This window comes from Nonomuraea sp. NPDC049750, from assembly GCF_040659625.1.
Taxonomy (GTDB): domain Bacteria; phylum Actinomycetota; class Actinomycetes; order Streptosporangiales; family Streptosporangiaceae; genus Nonomuraea.
On the sequence record NZ_JBFANB010000027.1, the window covers coordinates 121,701 to 138,990 of the forward strand.

Sequence of the window (17,290 nt, forward strand, 5' to 3'; positions counted from 1 at the left end):
TCAGCCTCCTAGCCGGCCCAGTTTCCTTGCGACGTTCCTGTTCAACTGCTCGCGCCACCGGTCGCGATAGCTCCGAGCCCCTTCTCCGCCGACCAGCGCCGCGCAGAAGCCCGCGATGTCGTCACCCAGCACCTCGTGAATGCTCTGCTCATCGGCCGCCGTCTCTTCGAGCAACCCCAGGGCGCTGTCGAGGATCGGCATCAGGTTGCGACCCGAGAAGTCCCCGTAGGGAAAAAGATGACCCTTGATCTCTTCCCACGCCGCCCGGTATTCGGCCGGCAATGCCGCGGCCCGGACTTCGAACGCCTTCCAGTCCCTGGTGAGATCGCTGCCTGTCATGGCCTCCCAGAAGTTCATCTCCCGCCCTCCTTGAGCTTGTCGATCCGTGATGTGACGTACTCCCATTTCGCCCAGAACCTCGTGAGCTCTTGCCGCCCCGCGTCGTTGAGCGCATAGAACTTGCGCGGCGGGCCCACCCCGGACGGTCGTTTCGTCACCTGGACGAGCTTGTTCTTCTCCAGCCGCAACAGGATGGTGTAAACCGTCCCCTCGACGACGTCGGCGAAGCCGAGTTCATTCAGCCGACGCGTGATGGCGTACCCGTAGGTCTCCTCGCTGCCGATGATTTCCAGCACGCAGCCCTCAAGCGTGCCCTTCAGCATCTCCGTCAGGTCGTCCATCGTGGTTCCTCTTCGATCTCCTAGTACTTTGTAGTACCGAGTACCACTATACAGTAGCACAGAGTAGAGAAGAAATGCCTAGCGAGCGGACCGGCGAACTAGAAAGGATCATGGCCGCACGCCCGCGCAGCTCCACGGGCGTGTGCACCCGCGACGACGCCCCGGGCCCTCGGACCCGCATCTGGCGTCAAGGCGTCAGTGACTGCCACCCGCCAGGTTGAGACCGACAACGCCGAGGAGGATCAGCGCTATCGAGGCGATCTTGATGACGGACACGTCTTCTCCCAGCACGATCATGCCGAGAGCGGCCGTGCCGACGGCTCCGATGCCTGTCCAGACCGCGTAGGCCGTACCGATTTCGAGAGTCCTGAGCGCCAATGCCAGCAGGCCGAAGCTGAGCACGGCGAAGACGAAGAAGCCGATGCTCGGCAGCAGTACGGAGAATCCGTTGCCGTGCTTGAGCGAGTAGGCCATGGCGACCTCGAACAGACCGGCGACAATGATCATGAGCCAGGCCATGACAGCCCCTTTCTTCAAGGAGCGTCGTCTTCGCAGGCCGGGTACGGCGCATCTCGTCCGGGTGGGACCCGATCGGCCCCACATCGCTGACAACGGCCGCGACCACCTGAGGATTCCCGGCCGCGGCCCTGGTTGTTGATCACTCATGACGCCGCCAGCGGTTCGCGGGCGGCGACACCGACACGACATCACTGCCTACCACCGAGATCTTTGCCAGACGAGCCCTGGCCCGCGTCCCCGCATCGGCGGCCTCGCGAGTAGCATCACGCCCGCGAGAACGGCTAGGCGAGGTCGACGACCTCGTGCAGGCGCTGCCGGCGGTGGAACTCGCCGGTGATCCGCGCCACGACGGTGCGCGGCAGCAGGCGCGCGGGCCAGGTCAAGGCCCGGTTCACGGCCCGGCCCGGGTAGGACACCGGCCGCCGCCGGGCGTAGTCGTCCAGCGTGCGCGCCGCGACGGTGGCCGGCGTGTCGGCCCGGGGGTCGATCGCGGCTGAGGTGCCGTCGAAGAAGCCGGTCGCGATCGCGTGAGTCAACGCGATCAGGCCGCTGACGTTGAGCCTGACGGAGCGCAGCTGTGGCTCGAGCGGACGATTGAGGAACGGACCCGCGCTGCCCGCGCCGGCGTTGTTGAGCAGGAGGTCGACGGTCAGGCGGCGGTCGCGCAGCTCCCGCAGGATCCGCTCCGGGCCGTCAGGAGCGGCGAGGTCGCCGACGATCACCTCGGTGTCCGGACCGCCGTGCCGTTCTCGAATCTGGGCGGCGAGCTCTCGCAGGTCACCGTACGAGCGGGCCAGCAGGATCACCCGCGCTCCCCGGCGCGCCAGCTCCAGCGCGCATGCCCGCCCCAGCCCTTTGGACGCGCCCGTGACAAGCACGGTGACGTCGCGAAAGTCGTCTTTCACCAGACTCCCATTGCTTCAAGTCTCGAAGCATCGAAGCTAGCCCGATCCTTCAATTCTCGAAACGTCTATAGGATGGCGGCATGACCACGCCCGAGCTCACCGCGGTGGTGGCCGCGACCCACGAGATCTGGATGCGGACCAACGACCTGATCGGGCACGCGCTGGCCGGGCACCAACTGACACCGGCGACGTTCCACGCGCTTTGGGCCATCGACCCGGAAGAGCCGCCCCCCTCGATGAAGGTGATGGCCGAACGCCTGTATTGCAACGCCCCCAACCTGACCTTCATCACCAACCAGCTCACCGACCGGGGACTGGTGGAGCGCGCCGTGGACCCGGCCGACCGCCGCTCTCGCGTCCTGGTCCTGACCGCCAAGGGCCGCCAGGTCCGCGACGAACTGGTCCGGACGGCGCTGGAGAAGACCCCGCTGGCAGCGCTGACCGATAGCGAGCTGCGGCAGCTCATGGCCCTGCTGAACCGTGCCGTCGGACCCGACTGACTCACCCGGCACTCCCGGGAGCCGGGGTCGTGAAACCCTGGAAGCGGCTGACCGCCGCGAAACGGCAGAGGAAGGCGCGTGTGACCTACGTGTCGATCACTTCGTCGTCGCGGATCCAGCCGCAGGCGTCATCCCTGGTCCAGCCGCAGGTGTCATCGCGGGGTGAGTCGGACGTCGACATCACGGGGGGCGCCGGGACCGCGTTGCCGGGGGCGACGTGCCGGCGCCCCACGGTCTAGGTCCGGTCGTAGACGACCGCGCCGTACACCGAAACCCCGCCTCAGGTCGCTTCCAGGCCGTACCCCGGCTCAGGTCGCTTCCGCGTCGTAGGGAGGCAGTTCGCCGTAGCCCAGCTCGTCGACCGGCTCAGGATCGTAAGAGGTGGTGACGGGCTCAAGCTGCTGGGGCTTGCTGGCCCAGTCGTCCTCGTCCTCCAGCAGATGCTTGCGGACGAAGTTCTTGGGGTTGAGGTCGCTGGGGTCGAAGTTGGAGAACTCCGGGCCCAGGCCCGCCCGCAGGTCGTCGCGCGCGCTGTTGGCCATCCGGCGCAGGTTACGCAGCGTCTTACCGGCTTGCGAGGCCGCCTGAGGCAGCTTGTCGGGACCGAAGACGAGCAGCGCGATGACGACCAGCGCGCAGATCTCCATCCACCCGAGTCCGAACACCGTTTGCTCCTACCGCAGTCCAACCAAACCGGGGACAACCCGACCCCTCAAGACTAAGGCCAAACCACCCCGGCCAGGTCGCCAGCCCCCGTCTCGGTTCAGCAAGACCACGTAGGCGGTCTCCAAGACCACGCGGGCGGTCTCACCGTCTCGTCGCGGCGGCCGACCACCTCCACCGGAGGAGCGTCCCCCTGGACAGACCCCGGCCCCGCACGGCGGGTGGGGCCCACCGTGCCTGCCGTAAAGCTGTGAAAGAAAAAGCTTTTGAAAGTCAGGACGGCGTCGGAGCCGGAGTGTCATCCGCGGTAACAGTCAGGGTGGCGGTGCGGTCTTGGCCGGCGCGTTGGTATTTGATAGTGATCTTGGAGCCCGGAGACTTGCTGCGGATCAGGGCGATCAGTTCGTTGCCGTCCTGCAGCATCAGCCCGTCGATCTCCATGATGACGTCGCCCGCCTTGAGGCCCGCCTTGGCGGCTGGGCCGCCCGCGTCGACCGGCTGCCGGCCCTCCGTCGGGCCCGAGGCGATGCGTACGCCCTGGCCCTTGTAGTCCTTGTCGAGGACGATGCCGATCTTCGGGCGCTTGGCCTTGCCGGTCGTGATGATCTCCTCGGCGACGCGGCGCGCCTGGTTGACCGGGATGGCGAAGCCGAGGCCGATGCTGCCGCCCTGGCTGCTCATGGAGCGGCTCAGCGTGGCGATCGCGGAGTTGACGCCCACGACCTCGCCCTTGCCGTTGACCAGTGGCCCACCCGAGTTGCCGGGGTTGATGGCGGCGTCGGTCTGGATCGCGCTGATGTAGGCCGGCTCCTCGCTGCTGGTGCCGCTCTCGTCGCCCGCGATGACCGGGCGGTTCAGGGAGCTGACGATGCCGGTCGTCACCGTGCCGGTGAGGCCGAGCGGGGAGCCGATCGCGATGACCGGGTCGCCCACGACCACGTCCTCGGAGTTGCCGAGGGTGATCTCGGGCGTGCCGAACGTCTCCTCCGGCTTGACCACGGCCAGGTCGGAACCCGGGTCACGGCCGACGATGCGGCCCTTCGTGGTCTTGCGGTTGTTGAACATGATCTGGATGTCGCCGCCCTTGGCGGCCGGGGCGACCACGTGGTTGTTGGTGACCACGTAGCCGTCCTTGATCAGGAAGCCAGAGCCCGACACGCCCTCGGCGCTGCTGGCGTTGACCTCCAGCGAGACCACGCTGGCCCGGGCGCGGGCGGCCACTCCGGCGACGGAGTCGGGGGCCCGGTTCGTGGCGCCGCTCGGGATGGGGCCGAGGCTGTAGGAAGGGTTGGTGCCGCTGCCGCCCGACCTGGTCAGCAGGTAGGTGCCGACGCTGCCCAGCCCCGAGGCGACCAGGGCGATGACGACCGCCAGGACGATCAGGACGCCCGTGCCGGGACCGCGCCTGGGAGCGGGTGCCGACGTCAGGCCGCCGGGCGGTGGCGCCCAGCCCGCGCCCATGCCGAGCGCGTTGGGCGGCGGGGGCGGACGCTTGTCGCCGCCGCCGAACGGCGGCGGGCCCGCCGAGTTGCCGAAGAACGGGCTCTCGTAGGTGCGGGTGCTGTTGGGCGGCGGTGGCTCCTCAGCCGGCCCTTGATCCGAGGCCGGAGCCGCGTAGGAGGCCGGAGGCGGGTAGGAGGGGCTGCCATAGGACGCGGTGTCTCCGGGGCGGCCTGACGGGTCACCCCACCGGCCGCTCTCGAAGGAGGCCGTCTCGGACCGCCATCCAGACTGTTCGGCCTGGTCGTCGGCCGGCAGGAACTCCGGCCGCCCCTGTGGCTCAGGGAAGTCCGACGGCATGCGTCCTTCTGGTGGGCGCGTCTCGTCGGTCATCTAGATCTCACCACTCCTTGCCTCGGACACCGCAATCCTGGCGTGAACGGCATACGAGAGTCGTAAAGCAATTGTCAGGCGATGAGCCAACATATGTGGACACCTGACAGATTCCCGAACTCAAATCGTATGCCCCTGACGCCGTCGACTACGCCACTCGAGTATCCCAGGCATTCCTGAGAGCGGGCGGGAGATCAGGGCGTGGCGGTGGGCAGAGTAGTGGTGGGCGACGAAGTGGGCGTGTGCCGCGCCTGCTCGAACAGCTCGACCGGCGGCGCCTGGGCGCTCTGACCGACCCCCGAGACAGCGAAGAAGGTGCCGAGCGCGACGGCCGCGGATACCACGCCGACCGCCACGTACGCGCCGCGCCGCCTACCCCCGCGGCCAGGGCCCGAACCGCCACCAGTCGCGTCCCTGCGCGGGCGGTTGTCCAGCGGAGCGATGCTGTGCGGCCCAGGGATGGGCACTCCGCCGAACGTCCGGGTAGGGAAAGGCCGCTCCCTGGGGGGCAACGGGCCACCGGGCTCGGACATCCGCAGCAACGACATGGTGAGATCGGCCGGCATCACCGGGCCGTCGAGCGAGCGCAGGCGCGACTTCAGCGCCCGCATCGACTCGACCTCCCGCCTGCAGTCGCCACAGAAGGTCAGATGGGCTAGAGCGCGGTCGCGTTCGGTGTGATTCAACTCACCGTCCACGAGCGCGGAAACGCGTTCTCCAAGATGCGACATATCAGACTTCCTCCCCACGGGTCCCCGACGGGAATGATGGCGGGGGGAGTTGGGAATTACGGGGGGCCCGGTGATCGAGCGCCTCCCGCAACTGCGCCCGGCCACGGTGAATACGGCTTCGGACCGTACCCAGCTTGACGCCGAGCGTGGCCGCGATCTCCTCGTACGACAGACCCTCGATGTCACACAGCACGATCGCGGCCCGGAACTCCGGTGCGAGCGCGTCGAGCGCGGCCTGGATGTCCGGCTCAAGGTGCGCGTCGTCGAACGCCTGCGCCGGTGACGGCTCGCGCCCGCGCAGCCGTTCGGCCGCGTCGTCGGCGAGTCCTTCGAACCGGATGCGCTGCTTGCGCCGCGCCATGTCGAGGAACAGGTTCGTCGTGATCCGGTGCAGCCAGCCCTCGAACGTTCCGGGGGTGTAACTCGACAGGGACCTGAAGACCCGCACGAAGACCTCTTGGGTGAGATCTTCGGCATCGTGGACATTGCCGGTCAGGCGATACGCCAGCCGGTATACACGTGCGGAATGAGTCCGCACCACTTCCTCCCAGGTGGGAGGCGTCCAGTCAGACACGGGAGTATCGGCCTGGTGGTCACTTTCGTCCACCAGAACTCCTCTCATTGGGACCACCGCTACCGCCATAGTGCCTGGTTTCGTCCCTTCGTGCGTACTGCCTGCCTTCCGGACCGGCAAAGCCCGTTTAAACCTGCAACGCCTCACGGTCGTCTTGAGTTCCCGTCCCGGCGTGTCTCCCCTAGGCTGCGATCGGTGACCAATCGCACGAAAGTGGGGGGAGGAGGCCGATGACCAGTCCGGTAGAGGCCACTCTGGCCTATGCGGAGCAGTTCCATCATGAGGATGAGATCCTGCACGCGGCGCGCCTGCGCGGCCTGGAAATGGGTGCCACGCCCATCCTTCCCGGGGGCGGGGCGGCGCTCTGCTTCCTCGCCACCGCCGTCAACGCCAAGTCGGTCGTCGAGATCGGCACGGGCTGCGGCGTCTCCGGTCTCTGGATGCTGCGTGGCATGCGCCCCGACGGCACGCTGACCAGCGTCGACGTGGAGCCGGAGCACCAGCGGCTGGCCAGGCAGGCGTTCGCGGAGGCCGGGTTCTCCGGCGGGCGGGTGCGGCTGATCACCGGCCGGGCCCTCGACGTGCTGCCCCGGCTCTCCGACGGCGGTTATGACATGGTCTTCGCCGACGGGGCCAAGCAGGAGTACGCCGACTACCTGGCCGAGGCGGTCAGGCTGCTGCGCGTGGGCGGCATTGTCGCCTTCGACAACGTCCTGTGGCACAACCGCGTGGCCGACCCGGCGCAGCGCGACCCCGACACGGTCGCGCTACGCGAACTGGGCAAGCTGGTGCAGTCCGACGACCGCCTGCGCTCGCTGCTGATGCCCCTGGGCGACGGCCTGCTCGCCGCCGTCAAGATCGCCTCATAGCGCCCTCATAGCGCCAAAACTGCGGCGCGTACTCCTGACGCGTCAGCCACACCAGCAGCGTGCGTACTCCTAGCGCGTCAGCCACTCCAGCAACACGCGCACCCCGAACCCGGTGGCGCCCTTGGTGAGCACGCCCTCGTTCACGGTGCTGCGTCCGACGCCCGCGATGTCCAGGTGCGCCCACGGCCGCTTGCCCGCGAACTCCCTCAGGAACAACGCCGCCGTGATCGACCCGGCCCCATAGGTGGAACCGCTCTCGACGTTGGCCAGGTCCGCGATCGAGGACTCCAGCGCCGGCGCGTAGTCGTCGATCAGCGGCATCCGCCACAGCCGGTCGTCACTGGCCTGCCCCGCCTCGACCAGCCGCTGGGCGAGGTCGTCGTCGGTGGCGTAGACGGCGCCATAGCCGCGGCCGAGCGCGACGGTGATCGCCCCGGTGAGCGTGGCGATGTCCACCACCGCGTCCGGGTCGAGCTCGGCGTCGGCGTAGGCGAGCGCGTCGGCCAGCACCAGCCGCCCCTCGGCGTCGGTGTTGAGCACCTCCACCGTGCGGCCGCCGTAGTGCTTGATGACGTCGCTGGGCCGCTGGGCCGTACCGGAAGGCATGTTCTCGGCCGCCGCGACCAGGCCGGTCACCCGCACGGGCGCGCCCAGCCGGGCGAGCGCGGAGATGACGGCGATCACCACGGCGCCGCCCGCCATGTCGGTCTTCTGGGTCTTCATGTTCTCGTTCGGCTTGAGCGAAAGACCGCCCGAGTCGAACGTGATGCCCTTGCCCACCAACACGACATGCCGATCGGTCGGCTCGGGCGGGGTGTAGGAGAGCTGGATGAGGCGGGGCGGGTTGGCCGAGCCCCGGCCGACGGCCAGGATGCCGCCGAAGCCGCCCGCCTGAAGCTGCTCCTCGTCCCAGACGCGTACCGGCACGTCCTGCTCGGCCGCGCGCTCGGCCAGCCAGAGCGGGTTCTTGACCGACGCGGGCGTGTTGGTCAGGTCGCGGGCCAGCGCCACCGCCTGGGCGACGGTCTGGCCGCGCCGCACCGCGTCCTCGTCGGCGCCGACGAACCTCAGCGCCCGCACGGACGACTTGCCCGGCTCACCGATCTTGAAGGTGTACGCCGCCAGCAACGCGGCCTCGGTGAAGGCCGTCACGTCGCCCGCCGGCGTCACCACGACCAGCGCGTCCCTGCCCTTGGCCTTGCGGGTGAGCGCGGCCGCGGCCTTGCGCAGCGCGCGCGGCGAGCCGTCGCCGACCCCGTACAGGAGCACCCGGCCGACCCCGTCCGCCCGCGCCACCGGGACCTCCACCACCTCACCCGCCTCTCCCTTGGCGTCGTAGTGCGCCAACAGGGCGGCCGTCGGCAGGTGCAGATCCAGCTCGACGGCGGGTGCGAGATCGGCGTCATAGGGCACGGCGAGCAGCTCGACATCCGCTGGTACGTCGGCCACCACCGATGCCGTGGTCTCAATGGGCACGGAAATCCCCCTCAAACGTCAGCGGCCCTGGCGCGGACGCACGCCAGGGCCGTGGAACGACCTGTGTCTCGGGAGCTCTCAGCCGACGACGTTCTTCAACGCTTCGCCGAGCGCCTTCGCCTCGTCGGCGGAAATCTCCACGACGAGCCGGCCGCCACCCTCCAGGGGGACCCGCATGACAATGCCGCGCCCTTCCTTGGTGACCTCCAGCGGACCATCGCCGGTCCGCGGCTTCATCGCCGCCATGCGTGCATCCCTTCCTGCCTTGGGCTCCCGCGGCCCGCGGTTTCCGGCCGCCCCTGAGGATGGCCGACGCATTCACGTCATCTGTGATGTCCTATTCTCCCGCATCGAGAGCGCTCATGGGTAACGATCTCCTCCCAGAATGCGTTGTCCATGCTGGCGAAGGCGGCCAAACTGGACTTCGTGCATGCTCGCGCCGCTCTGTTCGACCTCTATGGAGACCACCTGCGCTCGCGCGGTGGACAGGCGTCCGTGGCCGCTCTCGTACGGCTCATGAAGCCCCTCGAAATCGCCGCCCCAGCCGTGCGGACGGCCGTTTCCCGCATGGTGCGGCAGGGCTGGTTGCAGCCCGTCAGGCTGCCCCAGGGCGCCGGTTACGGACTTACGCCGAAGTGCGTCAGACGTCTGGACGAAGCCGCCTTGAGAATTTACCGAGCCGGAACTTTGAGCTGGCGTGGCCGGTGGCACCTGATCGTCCTCGAGCCGGTCAAGGACCGTCCGCGCAGGGAACGGATCCGCGCCGACCTGACCTTCCTGGGGTACGCCGCGCTGTCGGAGACGACGTGGATCGGCCCGCGTTCGTCGATCGAGCTGGACAACCTGCTGGAGGGCGAAGGCGTGCGCGCCGACAGGTTCGACGCGGCGTTGGAGGGCGACCCGCGCGAGCTGGTGGCCCGCGCCTGGGATCTGACCGCCATCGGCGCGGCGTACGAGCACTGGCTGTCGGAAGCTGTCACTCTGGTCGGCGCGCTGCCCGGTGGCGCCCCGGCTGATCAGGTGTTCGCGACCAGGAGCAAACTCGTGCATGGATGGCGCAACTTCCTGTTCCGGGACCCTGGCCTCCCCCCGGAACTGCTGCCGTCCGCCTGGCCGGGCGAGAAGGCCAGGGCCTACTTCGAGCAGGAGGCGGTCCGCCTGCTGCCCGCGGCCGCCGCGTTCGTCGACAGGGAGCTGCCTTGATCCGCTATGACGTGTCCGATGCCGTCGCCACCATCACCCTCGACCGGCCCGAGGCGATGAACTCACTGACGGCCGAGGTGAAGGCGGCCCTGCTCGACGCGCTGCGCCGCGCCGCCGCCGACCCCGAGGTGCGCGCGGTGCTGCTCACCGGCTCGGGACGGGCCTTCTGCGCGGGCCAGGACCTGCGCGAGCACGCCGACAACCTGGAGGCGGGCCGCGGCCTGGCCGATACGGTCCGCGCGCACTACAACCCCATCGTCGAGCTGATCACCACGATGGCCAAGCCGGTCGTGGCGGCGGTCAACGGCGTGGCCGCCGGGGCGGGCGCCTCGCTGGCCTTCGCCTGCGACCTTCGGGTGGCCTCGGACAAGGCCAAGTTCGCGATGGCGTTCGCCGGGGTGGGCCTGGCGCCCGACTCGGGCGCGTCGTGGACGCTGGCCCGCCTGGTGGGTCTGGGACGGGCGACCGAGCTGCTGCTGCTCGGCGAGCCGCTCGGCGCGGCCCGCGCGCTCGAACTGGGCGTGGTCACGCGCGTGGTGCCCGCCGAAGACGTGCTCAAGACCGCCCATGAACTGGCCGTACGACTGGCGGCGGGGCCCACCAGGGCGTACGCGGCCACGAAGCGGGCGCTGGCCTACGCCGCGACGCACTCACTGCCCGAGACCCTGGCCGTGGAGGCCGACCTGCAGGACGAGTGCGTGGCCACCCAGGACCACCTCGACGCCACGCGGGCCTTCCTGGCCAAGGAGCTGCCGACGTTCCACGGCCGCTGACTGTCAGGGCTGTTCCTGCCGGGCGACGCAGCCCTCGATGTGGTCGTTGACCAGGCCGATGGCCTGCATGAGGGCGTACGCGGTGGTCGGGCCGACGAATCTGAAGCCACGCTTCTTGAGGTCCTTGGCCAGCGCCTTGGAGGCCGGGGTGATGGCCGGGACGTCGGTCATCGACCTGGGGATCGGGGACTCGGCGTCGGCGTACTGCCAGACCAGATCGGACAGGCCGCCGGGCAGGTCCAGTGCGACCCGCGCGTTGGCGATGGTCGCCTCCACCTTGGCGCGGTTGCGCACGATGCCGGGGTCGCCGAGGAGCCGGGTCACGTCCTCCTCGGTGTACGCGGCGACCTTGGGGATGGAGAACTGGTCGAAGGCGGCGCGGAAGTTCTCGCGCTTGCGCAGGATCGTCAGCCACGACAGGCCTGACTGGAAGGCTTCCAGGGAGACCCGCTCGAAGACACCGTCGTCGCCCCGGACCGGGCGGCCCCATTCCTCGTCGTGGTAGGAGATGTAGATGGGGTCCGCCATCCCCGGCCAGGTACAGCGGATCACTTCGGTCGCTTGCGTCACTTGCTCTCGTCCCTGTCCTCGCCCGGCGCCACCCGCACCGGCTCGCCCTCGCGCTCCAGCCCCTTGTCGCTCGGCTGGGCCGCGATCGGCTCCCCGTCGTCGCTGGGCTGGACCGCGACCGGCTCGCCGTCGCGAACCGGCACCCCATCGCGGACCAGCTCACCGTCGCGGACGGGCTCGTCTTCTGTTGCCGCAGCCGAGGCGTCGAACGCGGCCGTGCGATCGGCCGGCGCCTCGGATGGCGTGGCGTCGTCTTCCGGCTTCCCCACAGCGTCCGGCCCCGCCACCACGTCCCGCAGGTCGGGCACCGCCGCCACGTCCTCCGGCTCGTCCGTGGACGGCTCGGCGTGGTGGTCGCTCGAAGCGTCCGGGTCGGCGTGCTGGTCTCCCAAGTTGTGCGGCTCGGCCGCCGAGTCCCCCTCCTGGGAGAGGTCCCGGGGCGCGGCCGGTGGCTGGTGGTCGGTACGCAGACCGGCGCCCGGAGCCGCGTAGACCTCCTGGCGCGCGTACAGCCGGCTCGACAGCAGCTCGGAGACCCGCTGTTCGAGCACCGCGATCCTCGTGTCCCGAGCGCTGATCGCCGTCGCCGCCCTGCGCAGGGTCTCGTCGACACTCTGCGTGTGATAGCCGACCAGGTTGACCGGCAGCTGCAGCGCCATGAAGTCCACCGCCGTGAGCTGCCCGGGCTCGGGCAGGTCGAGAGGCGGCACGTCCGGCGGGAACTCGGTCAGCTCCCCGCCCCTTCCGAGGGAGACCAGGACCACGCAGGCCAGAATGGCGAGCGCGGCAATGGCGAGTACGACCAGCACATTGGCATCGTACTCATACGATCGAGGCACGAGTCCCGCACTTGCCGCGCCTGTTGCGTCTTGGGACTCCCCGGGACGGGTCAGCCGGTGGCCTCGCCGAGCTCCTCGACGCTGGGCCGAACCGGCTTGCCGGTGGCCTCCAGGTGCGCGAACGCCTCCTCGACCGTGTTGGTCCAGGAGATGGCGTCGAAGATGTTGGCCCGGGTGAAGCCCGCCTCGTACATGTTCTCGATGAGCTGTCGCAGCGGCGTGTACAGACCCCATGGGTCGAGGATCACCAGCGGACGGTCATGGATGCCGAGGACGCGGGCCGTCCAGATCTCGAAGAGCTCCTCCAGCGTGCCGATGCCGCCGGGCAGGACGAGGAAGGCGTCGGAGCGCTCATCCATGGCGGCTTTGCGCTCGCGCATGCCGGTGGTGACGATCAGCTCGTCGGAGGCCGTGTCGGCGACCTCGATGTCGACCAGGACCTGGGGGATCACGCCGATGGTCCGGCCGCCGGAGGCGCGGGTGGCGGCGGTGATGGCGCCCATGCACGAGACGGTGGCGCCGCCGCTCACCAGCGTGTGGCCACGCTGGGCGAGCTCGGCGCCGACCTCTGTTGCGAGTTGGAGGTACTTCTCATCAATCTTCTGACTTGAGGCGCAAAACACGCAGATATTCACATATTTGAGCTTATTGGGGCTCGGCCGGCTGGGCGGCGACGGCGCTCTGCTCCTCCCGGAGCTGCTCGGACCGCTTGAGGTCGGCGTCGACGATGATGCGTACGGCCTCCTCGACGTCGTCGGTCATGGTGATGAGGCCGAGATCCTGCTCGGCGATCTTGCCGCTGTCCAGGAGCGTGCCCTTGATCCAGTCCATCAGGCCGCCCCAGAACTCCGAGCCCATCAGCACGACGGGGAAGGAGGTCACCTTCTGCGTCTGCACCAGCGTGAGCGCCTCAAACAGCTCGTCGAGCGTGCCGAACCCACCGGGCAGCGCGATGAAGCCGCACGAGTATTTGACGAACATCGTCTTGCGGACGAAGAAGTAGCGGAACTCGATGCCGAGGTCCACGTAGTCGTTCATCTTCTGCTCGAAGGGCAGCTCGATGCCGAGCCCCACCGACATGGCGCCCGCCACGTCCAGAGCACCCCGGTTGGCCGCCTCCATGATCCCGGGGCCGCCGCCGGTGATGACCGCGTATCCGGCCTGGGCCAGCGCACGGCCGAGCGCGCGGCCCATGCCGTAGTCGGCCGAGCCCTCGGGCGTGCGGGCGGAGCCGAAGACGGTGACCGCCGGGGGCAGCTCGGCCAGCTGCCCGAACCCCTCCACGAACTCCGCCTGGATGCGCAGCACTCGCCACGGGTCCATGTGCACCCAGTCGGCGGGACCCTGACGGTCGAGCAGCCGCTGATCATGGGTGGTTTGAAGCGCGAGACTGCCGCGGATCACGGCCTGCCCCTGACGGCGTTCCGGACGTGTCTGTTCCATGCGGTCACGCTAGCCCAACGCCGGGCGGCCCCGCGCACAACGAGGACTAGTCACCCGTTAGAGGGCCTCTGAGGCAAATGCCCTGGTAGATGGCCTTAAGAACCCGCGTAAAAAATCTTGTAAGAAGCAGGAACCAGATTTCGACCTGCCTGCGTCTAACTGCCGAGGGTGCTGCTCGGGACTGAAAGTGGCTTTCCCCGCCAAATGGCCGGCGAGGAAAGCCACTTTCACTTTGTCAGCCAGTTCAGCAGAGCCCGCTCGCTCTCCACGATCTTGGGAAGCGACACGTACTCCCCCTGCTGATGCGCCAGGTTCGGGTCACCGGGACCGTAGTTGACGGCCGGCACCCCCAGTGTGGAGAAGCGCGCGACATCCGTCCAGCCCAGCTTGGCTCGCGGTGTGCCGCCGACCGCGGCGGTGAAGGCCGCCGCCACCGGGTGGGTGAGGCCGGGCCGCGCCGCCGGGGCGCCGTCGGTGAAGCGGACCGCGAACCCGTCGAACACCTCGCGTACGTGCTCCTGCGCCTGCTCGATCGACAGGTCGGGCGCGAACCGGTAGTTGACCGTGACCACGCACTCGTCCGGGATCACGTTGCCCGCCACGCCGCCGCGCACGCCGACCGCGTTGAGCCCCTCGTGGTAGGCGAGCCCGTCGACCACGGGCTGCCGGGCCTCGTAGGCGTTGAGCCGGGCCAGGACCGGCTCGATGCCGTGAATGGCGTTGACCCCGAGCCACGATCTGGCGCTGTGCGCGCGCTTGCCGGCCACGGTGATCTCGGCCCGCAGGGTGCCCTGGCAGCCGCCCTCGATCACCCCGTCGGTGGGCTCCATGAGCACCGCGAAGTCGGCCGCCAGCCAGTCGGGGTGCTCGCGCGCCACCCTCGTCAGCCCGTTGCGCTCGGCCTCGATCTCCTCGCAGTCGTAGAAGACATAGGTGACGTCACGGTTGGGCGCGGGCACGGTGGCCGCCAGCTTGAGCGCGACCGCCACCCCCGCCTTCATGTCCGAGGTGCCGCAGCCGAAGAGCAGGTCGCCCTCGACGCGGCTGGGCAGGTTGCCGGCGACCGGCACCGTGTCGAGGTGCCCGGCGATCAGCACCCGCTCGGCGCGGCCCAGCTCCGTGCGCGCGACGAGCGTCTCGCCCGATCTGTCGACCTTGAGGTACGGCAACGCCGCCAGAGCCTGCTCGACCGCGTCGGTCAGCGTCTTCTCGTCGCCGCTCACCGACTTGATGTCCACGATGGCCGCGGTCAGCGTCCGTACGTCCTGCGTCAGGTCCAGCATCTAGGTGTTCACTCCGTGTTCGCGCAGCGCCTCGTTGAGCGCTGCCTTGTCATGACGCTGCCCCGGCTCCAGGCGCTTGATCACCAGCACGCAGGGCAATCCGAACGTGCCGCCGGGGAACTCCTTCTGGCGGGTGCCGCCGACGGCGACGCACCAGTCGGGTACGCGGCCGCGGGCCAGCTCCTCGCCGGTCTGCACATCGATCACCGGGATGGAGGCCGACAGGATCGTGCCCGCCCCGATGACGGCGCCGCGTCCCACCCGGGCGCCTTCGACCAGCATCGCACGGCTGCCGATGAGCGCGTCATCCTCCACGATCACCGGCACGGCGTTGGGCGGCTCCAGCACACCGCCGATCCCCACACCGCCCGACAAATGGACGTTTTTCCCGATTTGGGCACAGGAGCCGACCGTGGCCCAGGTGTCGACCATCGTGCCTTCGCCGACGTACGCGCCGATGTTCGTGAACGACGGCATCAGCACCACGCCGGGCGCCAGATAGGAGCCCCAGCGCGCGATCGCCCCCGGAACCACCCGCACCCCGTCGAGCGTGGTCTTGAGCGGATGCCGGTCGTGGTGCTGGAAGTCGCCCACCTGCGACCTGGCCAGGCCGAGCACCTGGAAACTGAGCAGGATCGCCCGCTTGGCCCGCTCATCCACGACCACCTCGCCGTCGGACAACCGGGCGGCCCGCGCCTGTCCCCTGTCCAGCAGGTCGATCGCGCTCACCACCACCTTGCGCGCGTCCAGGTCGCGGGGTGACAGCTCCTCGCGACGCGCCCACAGCTCGTCCACCGCGGATACGATCGGTGACACACCGCTCACGTGCCTCATGGCCACGGAGCTTATCTGGCCGGGTAGGTTTTTCAGGGTGCGCCTGCGCTTCTCCCGCGGAGTCATCACCATCGCGGTCATCGTTCTGCTGCTCGCGGTGGGGATCTCCGTCGGCCTCTTTCACCTGCTCAAAAAGACGGAGCCGCTGGCCATTCCGGAAGCCCACTGCAGCGTCAAGACCCCCGTGGGCGACCGGGATCTCGACATCGAGCAGGCCCAGATATCGGCCACCATCGCGGCCGTCGCGGAGCGCCGCAAGCTGCCCGAGCGGGCGGTGGTGATCGCCTACGCGACCGCGCTGCAGGAGTCGAAGCTCTTCAACCTCGACTACGGCGACCGCGACTCCGTCGGCGTGTTCCAGCAGCGCCAGTCGCAGGGGTGGGGCAAGCGCAAGCAACTCCTCGACCCCGTCTACGCGACCAACCGGTTCTTCGCCGCGCTGGTCAAGGTCAAGAACTACCGGAAGATCCCGCTGGAGGACGCCGCCCAGGCCGTGCAGCGCTCGGCGGGCGGCTACGCCTACGCCCAGCACGAGGAGGACGCCAAGATCCTCGCGGCGGCCTTCACCGGGCGTGTTCCGAAGGCGGTGCACTGCTGGTACCCACCGCCCAAGACGGGCACGCCCGCCCCTCAGGCCAAGACCGCCGAGGCGCGGCGCCAGCTCGTCCGGGCGCTCGGCGACCCGTCCATCTCGACGCGCAAGCGCGGCTGGCTGATCGCCGCCTGGTCGGTGGCCCACGCGCGGAAGTACGGACTCAAGCACGTCGGCTTCAACGGCGCCACCTGGACCAACGACATGAACCTGGAGGGCTGGCAGTCGGGCGGCAAGGCGACCGACAGCAAGGTGGACATCTCCTAGGCGGATCCGCCCTAGGAAGTGGCGCGGCTGACGATGCTGATCGAGCCGGGCGGCAGCGGCCTGGCGTAGCTGGCCGTCCATCTGGCGCCCTGGATCCGCTCGAAGGAGAGCAGCCGCCCGTCGGAGGCGCGGTAGTCGGCGAAGTCGAGCAGGCCCCGCTCGGCGTTGCCGGTGTTGCCCTCCGACCTGAACGCGGCCGTGCCCCGCTCGATCGGATGGAACTCGACGCCCTCCATGATCAGCATGCTCTTGGCGGGCACCATGCCCTCGGTGGGCACCTCGGTCCAGATGAGCACTTCCAGATGCGACGGCTCGCCCTCGGCCTGCCGCACCTGCACCGACAGCCACTGCATGCGACGGGAGCTGTCACGCAGCCGATATTCGACCCACTGCATGCCCTGCCACGAGACGTACATGGCACCGAGCACTCGCGCGGGCGATCCGTGGACCTCTATCCGGTCACCGACCTTGATGGTACGGGGATCGACATAGTCGGATCCGGTGTACCCGGACATGCTCACCGGTGCCGGCAGCGGGGCCTCGGTGGCCGCGATCTCGACCGGCTGTGCGGTCGCGCGGCCCTTCCTGTCCTGGCGCATGGTGGCCAGGAAGGCACCCAGCAGCAGGAGGACGGTGGCGATGCTCAGCCCGAGTACGACCACGAAGGTCATGCTCATCGATCAGCTCGCTCCACTCGCGGTCTGCCTCAGCAAACGCCGTTATCAACTTATGTGTG

At 69.1% G+C, this 17,290-nt stretch carries 22 protein-coding genes and 1 riboswitch; of the genes, 5 read left to right on the forward strand and 17 right to left on the reverse strand.

Annotation, left to right across the window (positions count from 1 at the left end; genetic code table 11):
- From AB0J16_RS45050 to AB0J16_RS45065, 4 genes are all read right to left on the reverse strand, one after another.
- Nucleotides 1-357 (reverse strand): DUF1048 domain-containing protein, encoded by a 357-nt coding sequence (locus tag AB0J16_RS45050; RefSeq protein WP_358551673.1) that lies wholly within the window; start codon nucleotides 355-357, stop codon nucleotides 1-3.
- Complete coding sequence (locus AB0J16_RS45055) at nucleotides 354-680, reverse strand: PadR family transcriptional regulator (protein WP_358551675.1); 327 nt, start codon at nucleotides 678-680, stop codon at nucleotides 354-356. The genes AB0J16_RS45050 and AB0J16_RS45055 overlap by 4 nt, the downstream gene beginning before the upstream one ends.
- A 195-nt stretch (nucleotides 681-875) precedes the next feature.
- Nucleotides 876-1,199: a multidrug efflux SMR transporter gene (locus AB0J16_RS45060; protein ID WP_358551677.1), complete on the reverse strand. Its 324-nt coding sequence runs from the start codon at nucleotides 1,197-1,199 to the stop codon at nucleotides 876-878.
- A gap of 18 nt (nucleotides 1,200-1,217) precedes the next feature.
- A riboswitch (guanidine-III (ykkC-III) riboswitch) is annotated at nucleotides 1,218-1,283 on the reverse strand.
- A gap of 197 nt (nucleotides 1,284-1,480) precedes the next feature.
- The gene (locus AB0J16_RS45065; protein WP_358551679.1) at nucleotides 1,481-2,104 is read right to left on the reverse strand and encodes an SDR family NAD(P)-dependent oxidoreductase; all 624 of its coding nucleotides are present in this window, start codon (nucleotides 2,102-2,104) and stop codon (nucleotides 1,481-1,483) included.
- A gap of 80 nt (nucleotides 2,105-2,184) precedes the next feature.
- On the opposite strand from AB0J16_RS45065, the gene AB0J16_RS45070 reads away from it, so the two are divergent.
- Nucleotides 2,185-2,604: a MarR family winged helix-turn-helix transcriptional regulator gene (locus tag AB0J16_RS45070; RefSeq protein WP_358551681.1), complete on the forward strand. Its 420-nt coding sequence runs from the start codon at nucleotides 2,185-2,187 to the stop codon at nucleotides 2,602-2,604.
- 308 nt (nucleotides 2,605-2,912) lie between these two features.
- Here the strand turns inward: AB0J16_RS45070 and AB0J16_RS45075 are convergent, their stop codons facing one another.
- The 4 genes from AB0J16_RS45075 to sigE all read right to left on the reverse strand — a co-directional run bounded on the left by AB0J16_RS45075 (nucleotide 2,913) and on the right by sigE (nucleotide 6,474).
- Nucleotides 2,913-3,269, reverse strand: a complete 357-nt coding sequence (locus AB0J16_RS45075) for a sec-independent translocase (RefSeq protein WP_358551683.1) — start codon at nucleotides 3,267-3,269, stop codon at nucleotides 2,913-2,915.
- A gap of 271 nt (nucleotides 3,270-3,540) precedes the next feature.
- Nucleotides 3,541-5,100, reverse strand: coding sequence for a trypsin-like peptidase domain-containing protein (locus AB0J16_RS45080; protein WP_358551685.1), 1,560 nt, complete (start codon nucleotides 5,098-5,100; stop codon nucleotides 3,541-3,543).
- Between the two features lie 194 nt (nucleotides 5,101-5,294).
- Nucleotides 5,295-5,831 carry a zf-HC2 domain-containing protein gene (locus tag AB0J16_RS45085; protein WP_357651909.1) on the reverse strand — a complete coding sequence of 179 codons (537 nt, stop codon included), beginning with the start codon at nucleotides 5,829-5,831 and terminating at the stop codon, nucleotides 5,295-5,297.
- Between the two features lies 1 nt (nucleotide 5,832).
- Complete coding sequence (sigE, locus tag AB0J16_RS45090) at nucleotides 5,833-6,474, reverse strand: RNA polymerase sigma factor SigE (protein WP_214639755.1); 642 nt, start codon at nucleotides 6,472-6,474, stop codon at nucleotides 5,833-5,835.
- Between the two features lie 161 nt (nucleotides 6,475-6,635).
- Between sigE and AB0J16_RS45095 the strand changes: the two genes are divergently transcribed.
- A complete protein-coding gene (locus AB0J16_RS45095; protein ID WP_225300697.1) occupies nucleotides 6,636-7,274 on the forward strand; it encodes an O-methyltransferase in 639 nt (212 codons plus the stop codon).
- A 69-nt stretch (nucleotides 7,275-7,343) separates the two neighbouring features.
- Here AB0J16_RS45095 and AB0J16_RS45100 read toward each other — a convergent pair whose 3' ends face one another.
- Together AB0J16_RS45100 and AB0J16_RS45105 are read right to left on the reverse strand one after the other, a co-directional pair.
- Complete coding sequence (locus AB0J16_RS45100) at nucleotides 7,344-8,750, reverse strand: leucyl aminopeptidase (RefSeq protein ID WP_358551687.1); 1,407 nt, start codon at nucleotides 8,748-8,750, stop codon at nucleotides 7,344-7,346.
- Nucleotides 8,751-8,828: 78 nt separating this feature from the next.
- Nucleotides 8,829-8,996, reverse strand: coding sequence for a DUF3117 domain-containing protein (locus AB0J16_RS45105; protein WP_020545024.1), 168 nt, complete (start codon nucleotides 8,994-8,996; stop codon nucleotides 8,829-8,831).
- A 150-nt stretch (nucleotides 8,997-9,146) separates the two neighbouring features.
- On the opposite strand from AB0J16_RS45105, the gene AB0J16_RS45110 reads away from it, so the two are divergent.
- Nucleotides 9,147-9,953: a PaaX family transcriptional regulator C-terminal domain-containing protein gene (locus AB0J16_RS45110; protein WP_357944246.1), complete on the forward strand. Its 807-nt coding sequence runs from the start codon at nucleotides 9,147-9,149 to the stop codon at nucleotides 9,951-9,953.
- Nucleotides 9,950-10,726, forward strand: coding sequence for an enoyl-CoA hydratase-related protein (locus tag AB0J16_RS45115; RefSeq protein WP_358551689.1), 777 nt, complete (start codon nucleotides 9,950-9,952; stop codon nucleotides 10,724-10,726). The genes AB0J16_RS45110 and AB0J16_RS45115 overlap by 4 nt, the downstream gene beginning before the upstream one ends.
- Nucleotides 10,727-10,729: 3 nt before the next feature.
- Here the strand turns inward: AB0J16_RS45115 and AB0J16_RS45120 are convergent, their stop codons facing one another.
- From AB0J16_RS45120 to AB0J16_RS45145, 6 genes are all read right to left on the reverse strand, one after another.
- Entirely contained in the window at nucleotides 10,730-11,278 is a 549-nt protein-coding gene (locus AB0J16_RS45120) for a DNA-3-methyladenine glycosylase I (protein ID WP_358551737.1), read from the reverse strand.
- 14 nt (nucleotides 11,279-11,292) lie between these two features.
- Nucleotides 11,293-12,105 (reverse strand): hypothetical protein, encoded by an 813-nt coding sequence (locus AB0J16_RS45125; RefSeq protein ID WP_358551691.1) that lies wholly within the window; start codon nucleotides 12,103-12,105, stop codon nucleotides 11,293-11,295.
- A gap of 80 nt (nucleotides 12,106-12,185) precedes the next feature.
- Entirely contained in the window at nucleotides 12,186-12,770 is a 585-nt protein-coding gene (locus tag AB0J16_RS45130; protein ID WP_358551693.1) for a TIGR00730 family Rossman fold protein, read from the reverse strand.
- Nucleotides 12,771-12,780: 10 nt separating this feature from the next.
- Nucleotides 12,781-13,578 (reverse strand): TIGR00730 family Rossman fold protein, encoded by a 798-nt coding sequence (locus tag AB0J16_RS45135; protein ID WP_358551695.1) that lies wholly within the window; start codon nucleotides 13,576-13,578, stop codon nucleotides 12,781-12,783.
- A gap of 227 nt (nucleotides 13,579-13,805) precedes the next feature.
- Complete coding sequence (gene dapE / locus AB0J16_RS45140) at nucleotides 13,806-14,861, reverse strand: succinyl-diaminopimelate desuccinylase (protein ID WP_358551697.1); 1,056 nt, start codon at nucleotides 14,859-14,861, stop codon at nucleotides 13,806-13,808.
- Entirely contained in the window at nucleotides 14,862-15,695 is an 834-nt protein-coding gene (locus AB0J16_RS45145; protein WP_358179325.1) for a 2,3,4,5-tetrahydropyridine-2,6-dicarboxylate N-succinyltransferase, read from the reverse strand.
- A gap of 37 nt (nucleotides 15,696-15,732) precedes the next feature.
- Here AB0J16_RS45145 and AB0J16_RS45150 point away from each other — a divergent pair, with 37 nt between their 5' ends.
- Nucleotides 15,733-16,554: a hypothetical protein gene (locus AB0J16_RS45150; protein ID WP_358551699.1), complete on the forward strand. Its 822-nt coding sequence runs from the start codon at nucleotides 15,733-15,735 to the stop codon at nucleotides 16,552-16,554.
- A gap of 11 nt (nucleotides 16,555-16,565) precedes the next feature.
- Here AB0J16_RS45150 and AB0J16_RS45155 read toward each other — a convergent pair whose 3' ends face one another.
- Nucleotides 16,566-17,231 (reverse strand): DUF4178 domain-containing protein, encoded by a 666-nt coding sequence (locus AB0J16_RS45155; RefSeq protein ID WP_358551701.1) that lies wholly within the window; start codon nucleotides 17,229-17,231, stop codon nucleotides 16,566-16,568.
- Nucleotides 17,232-17,290 lie beyond the last annotated feature (59 nt).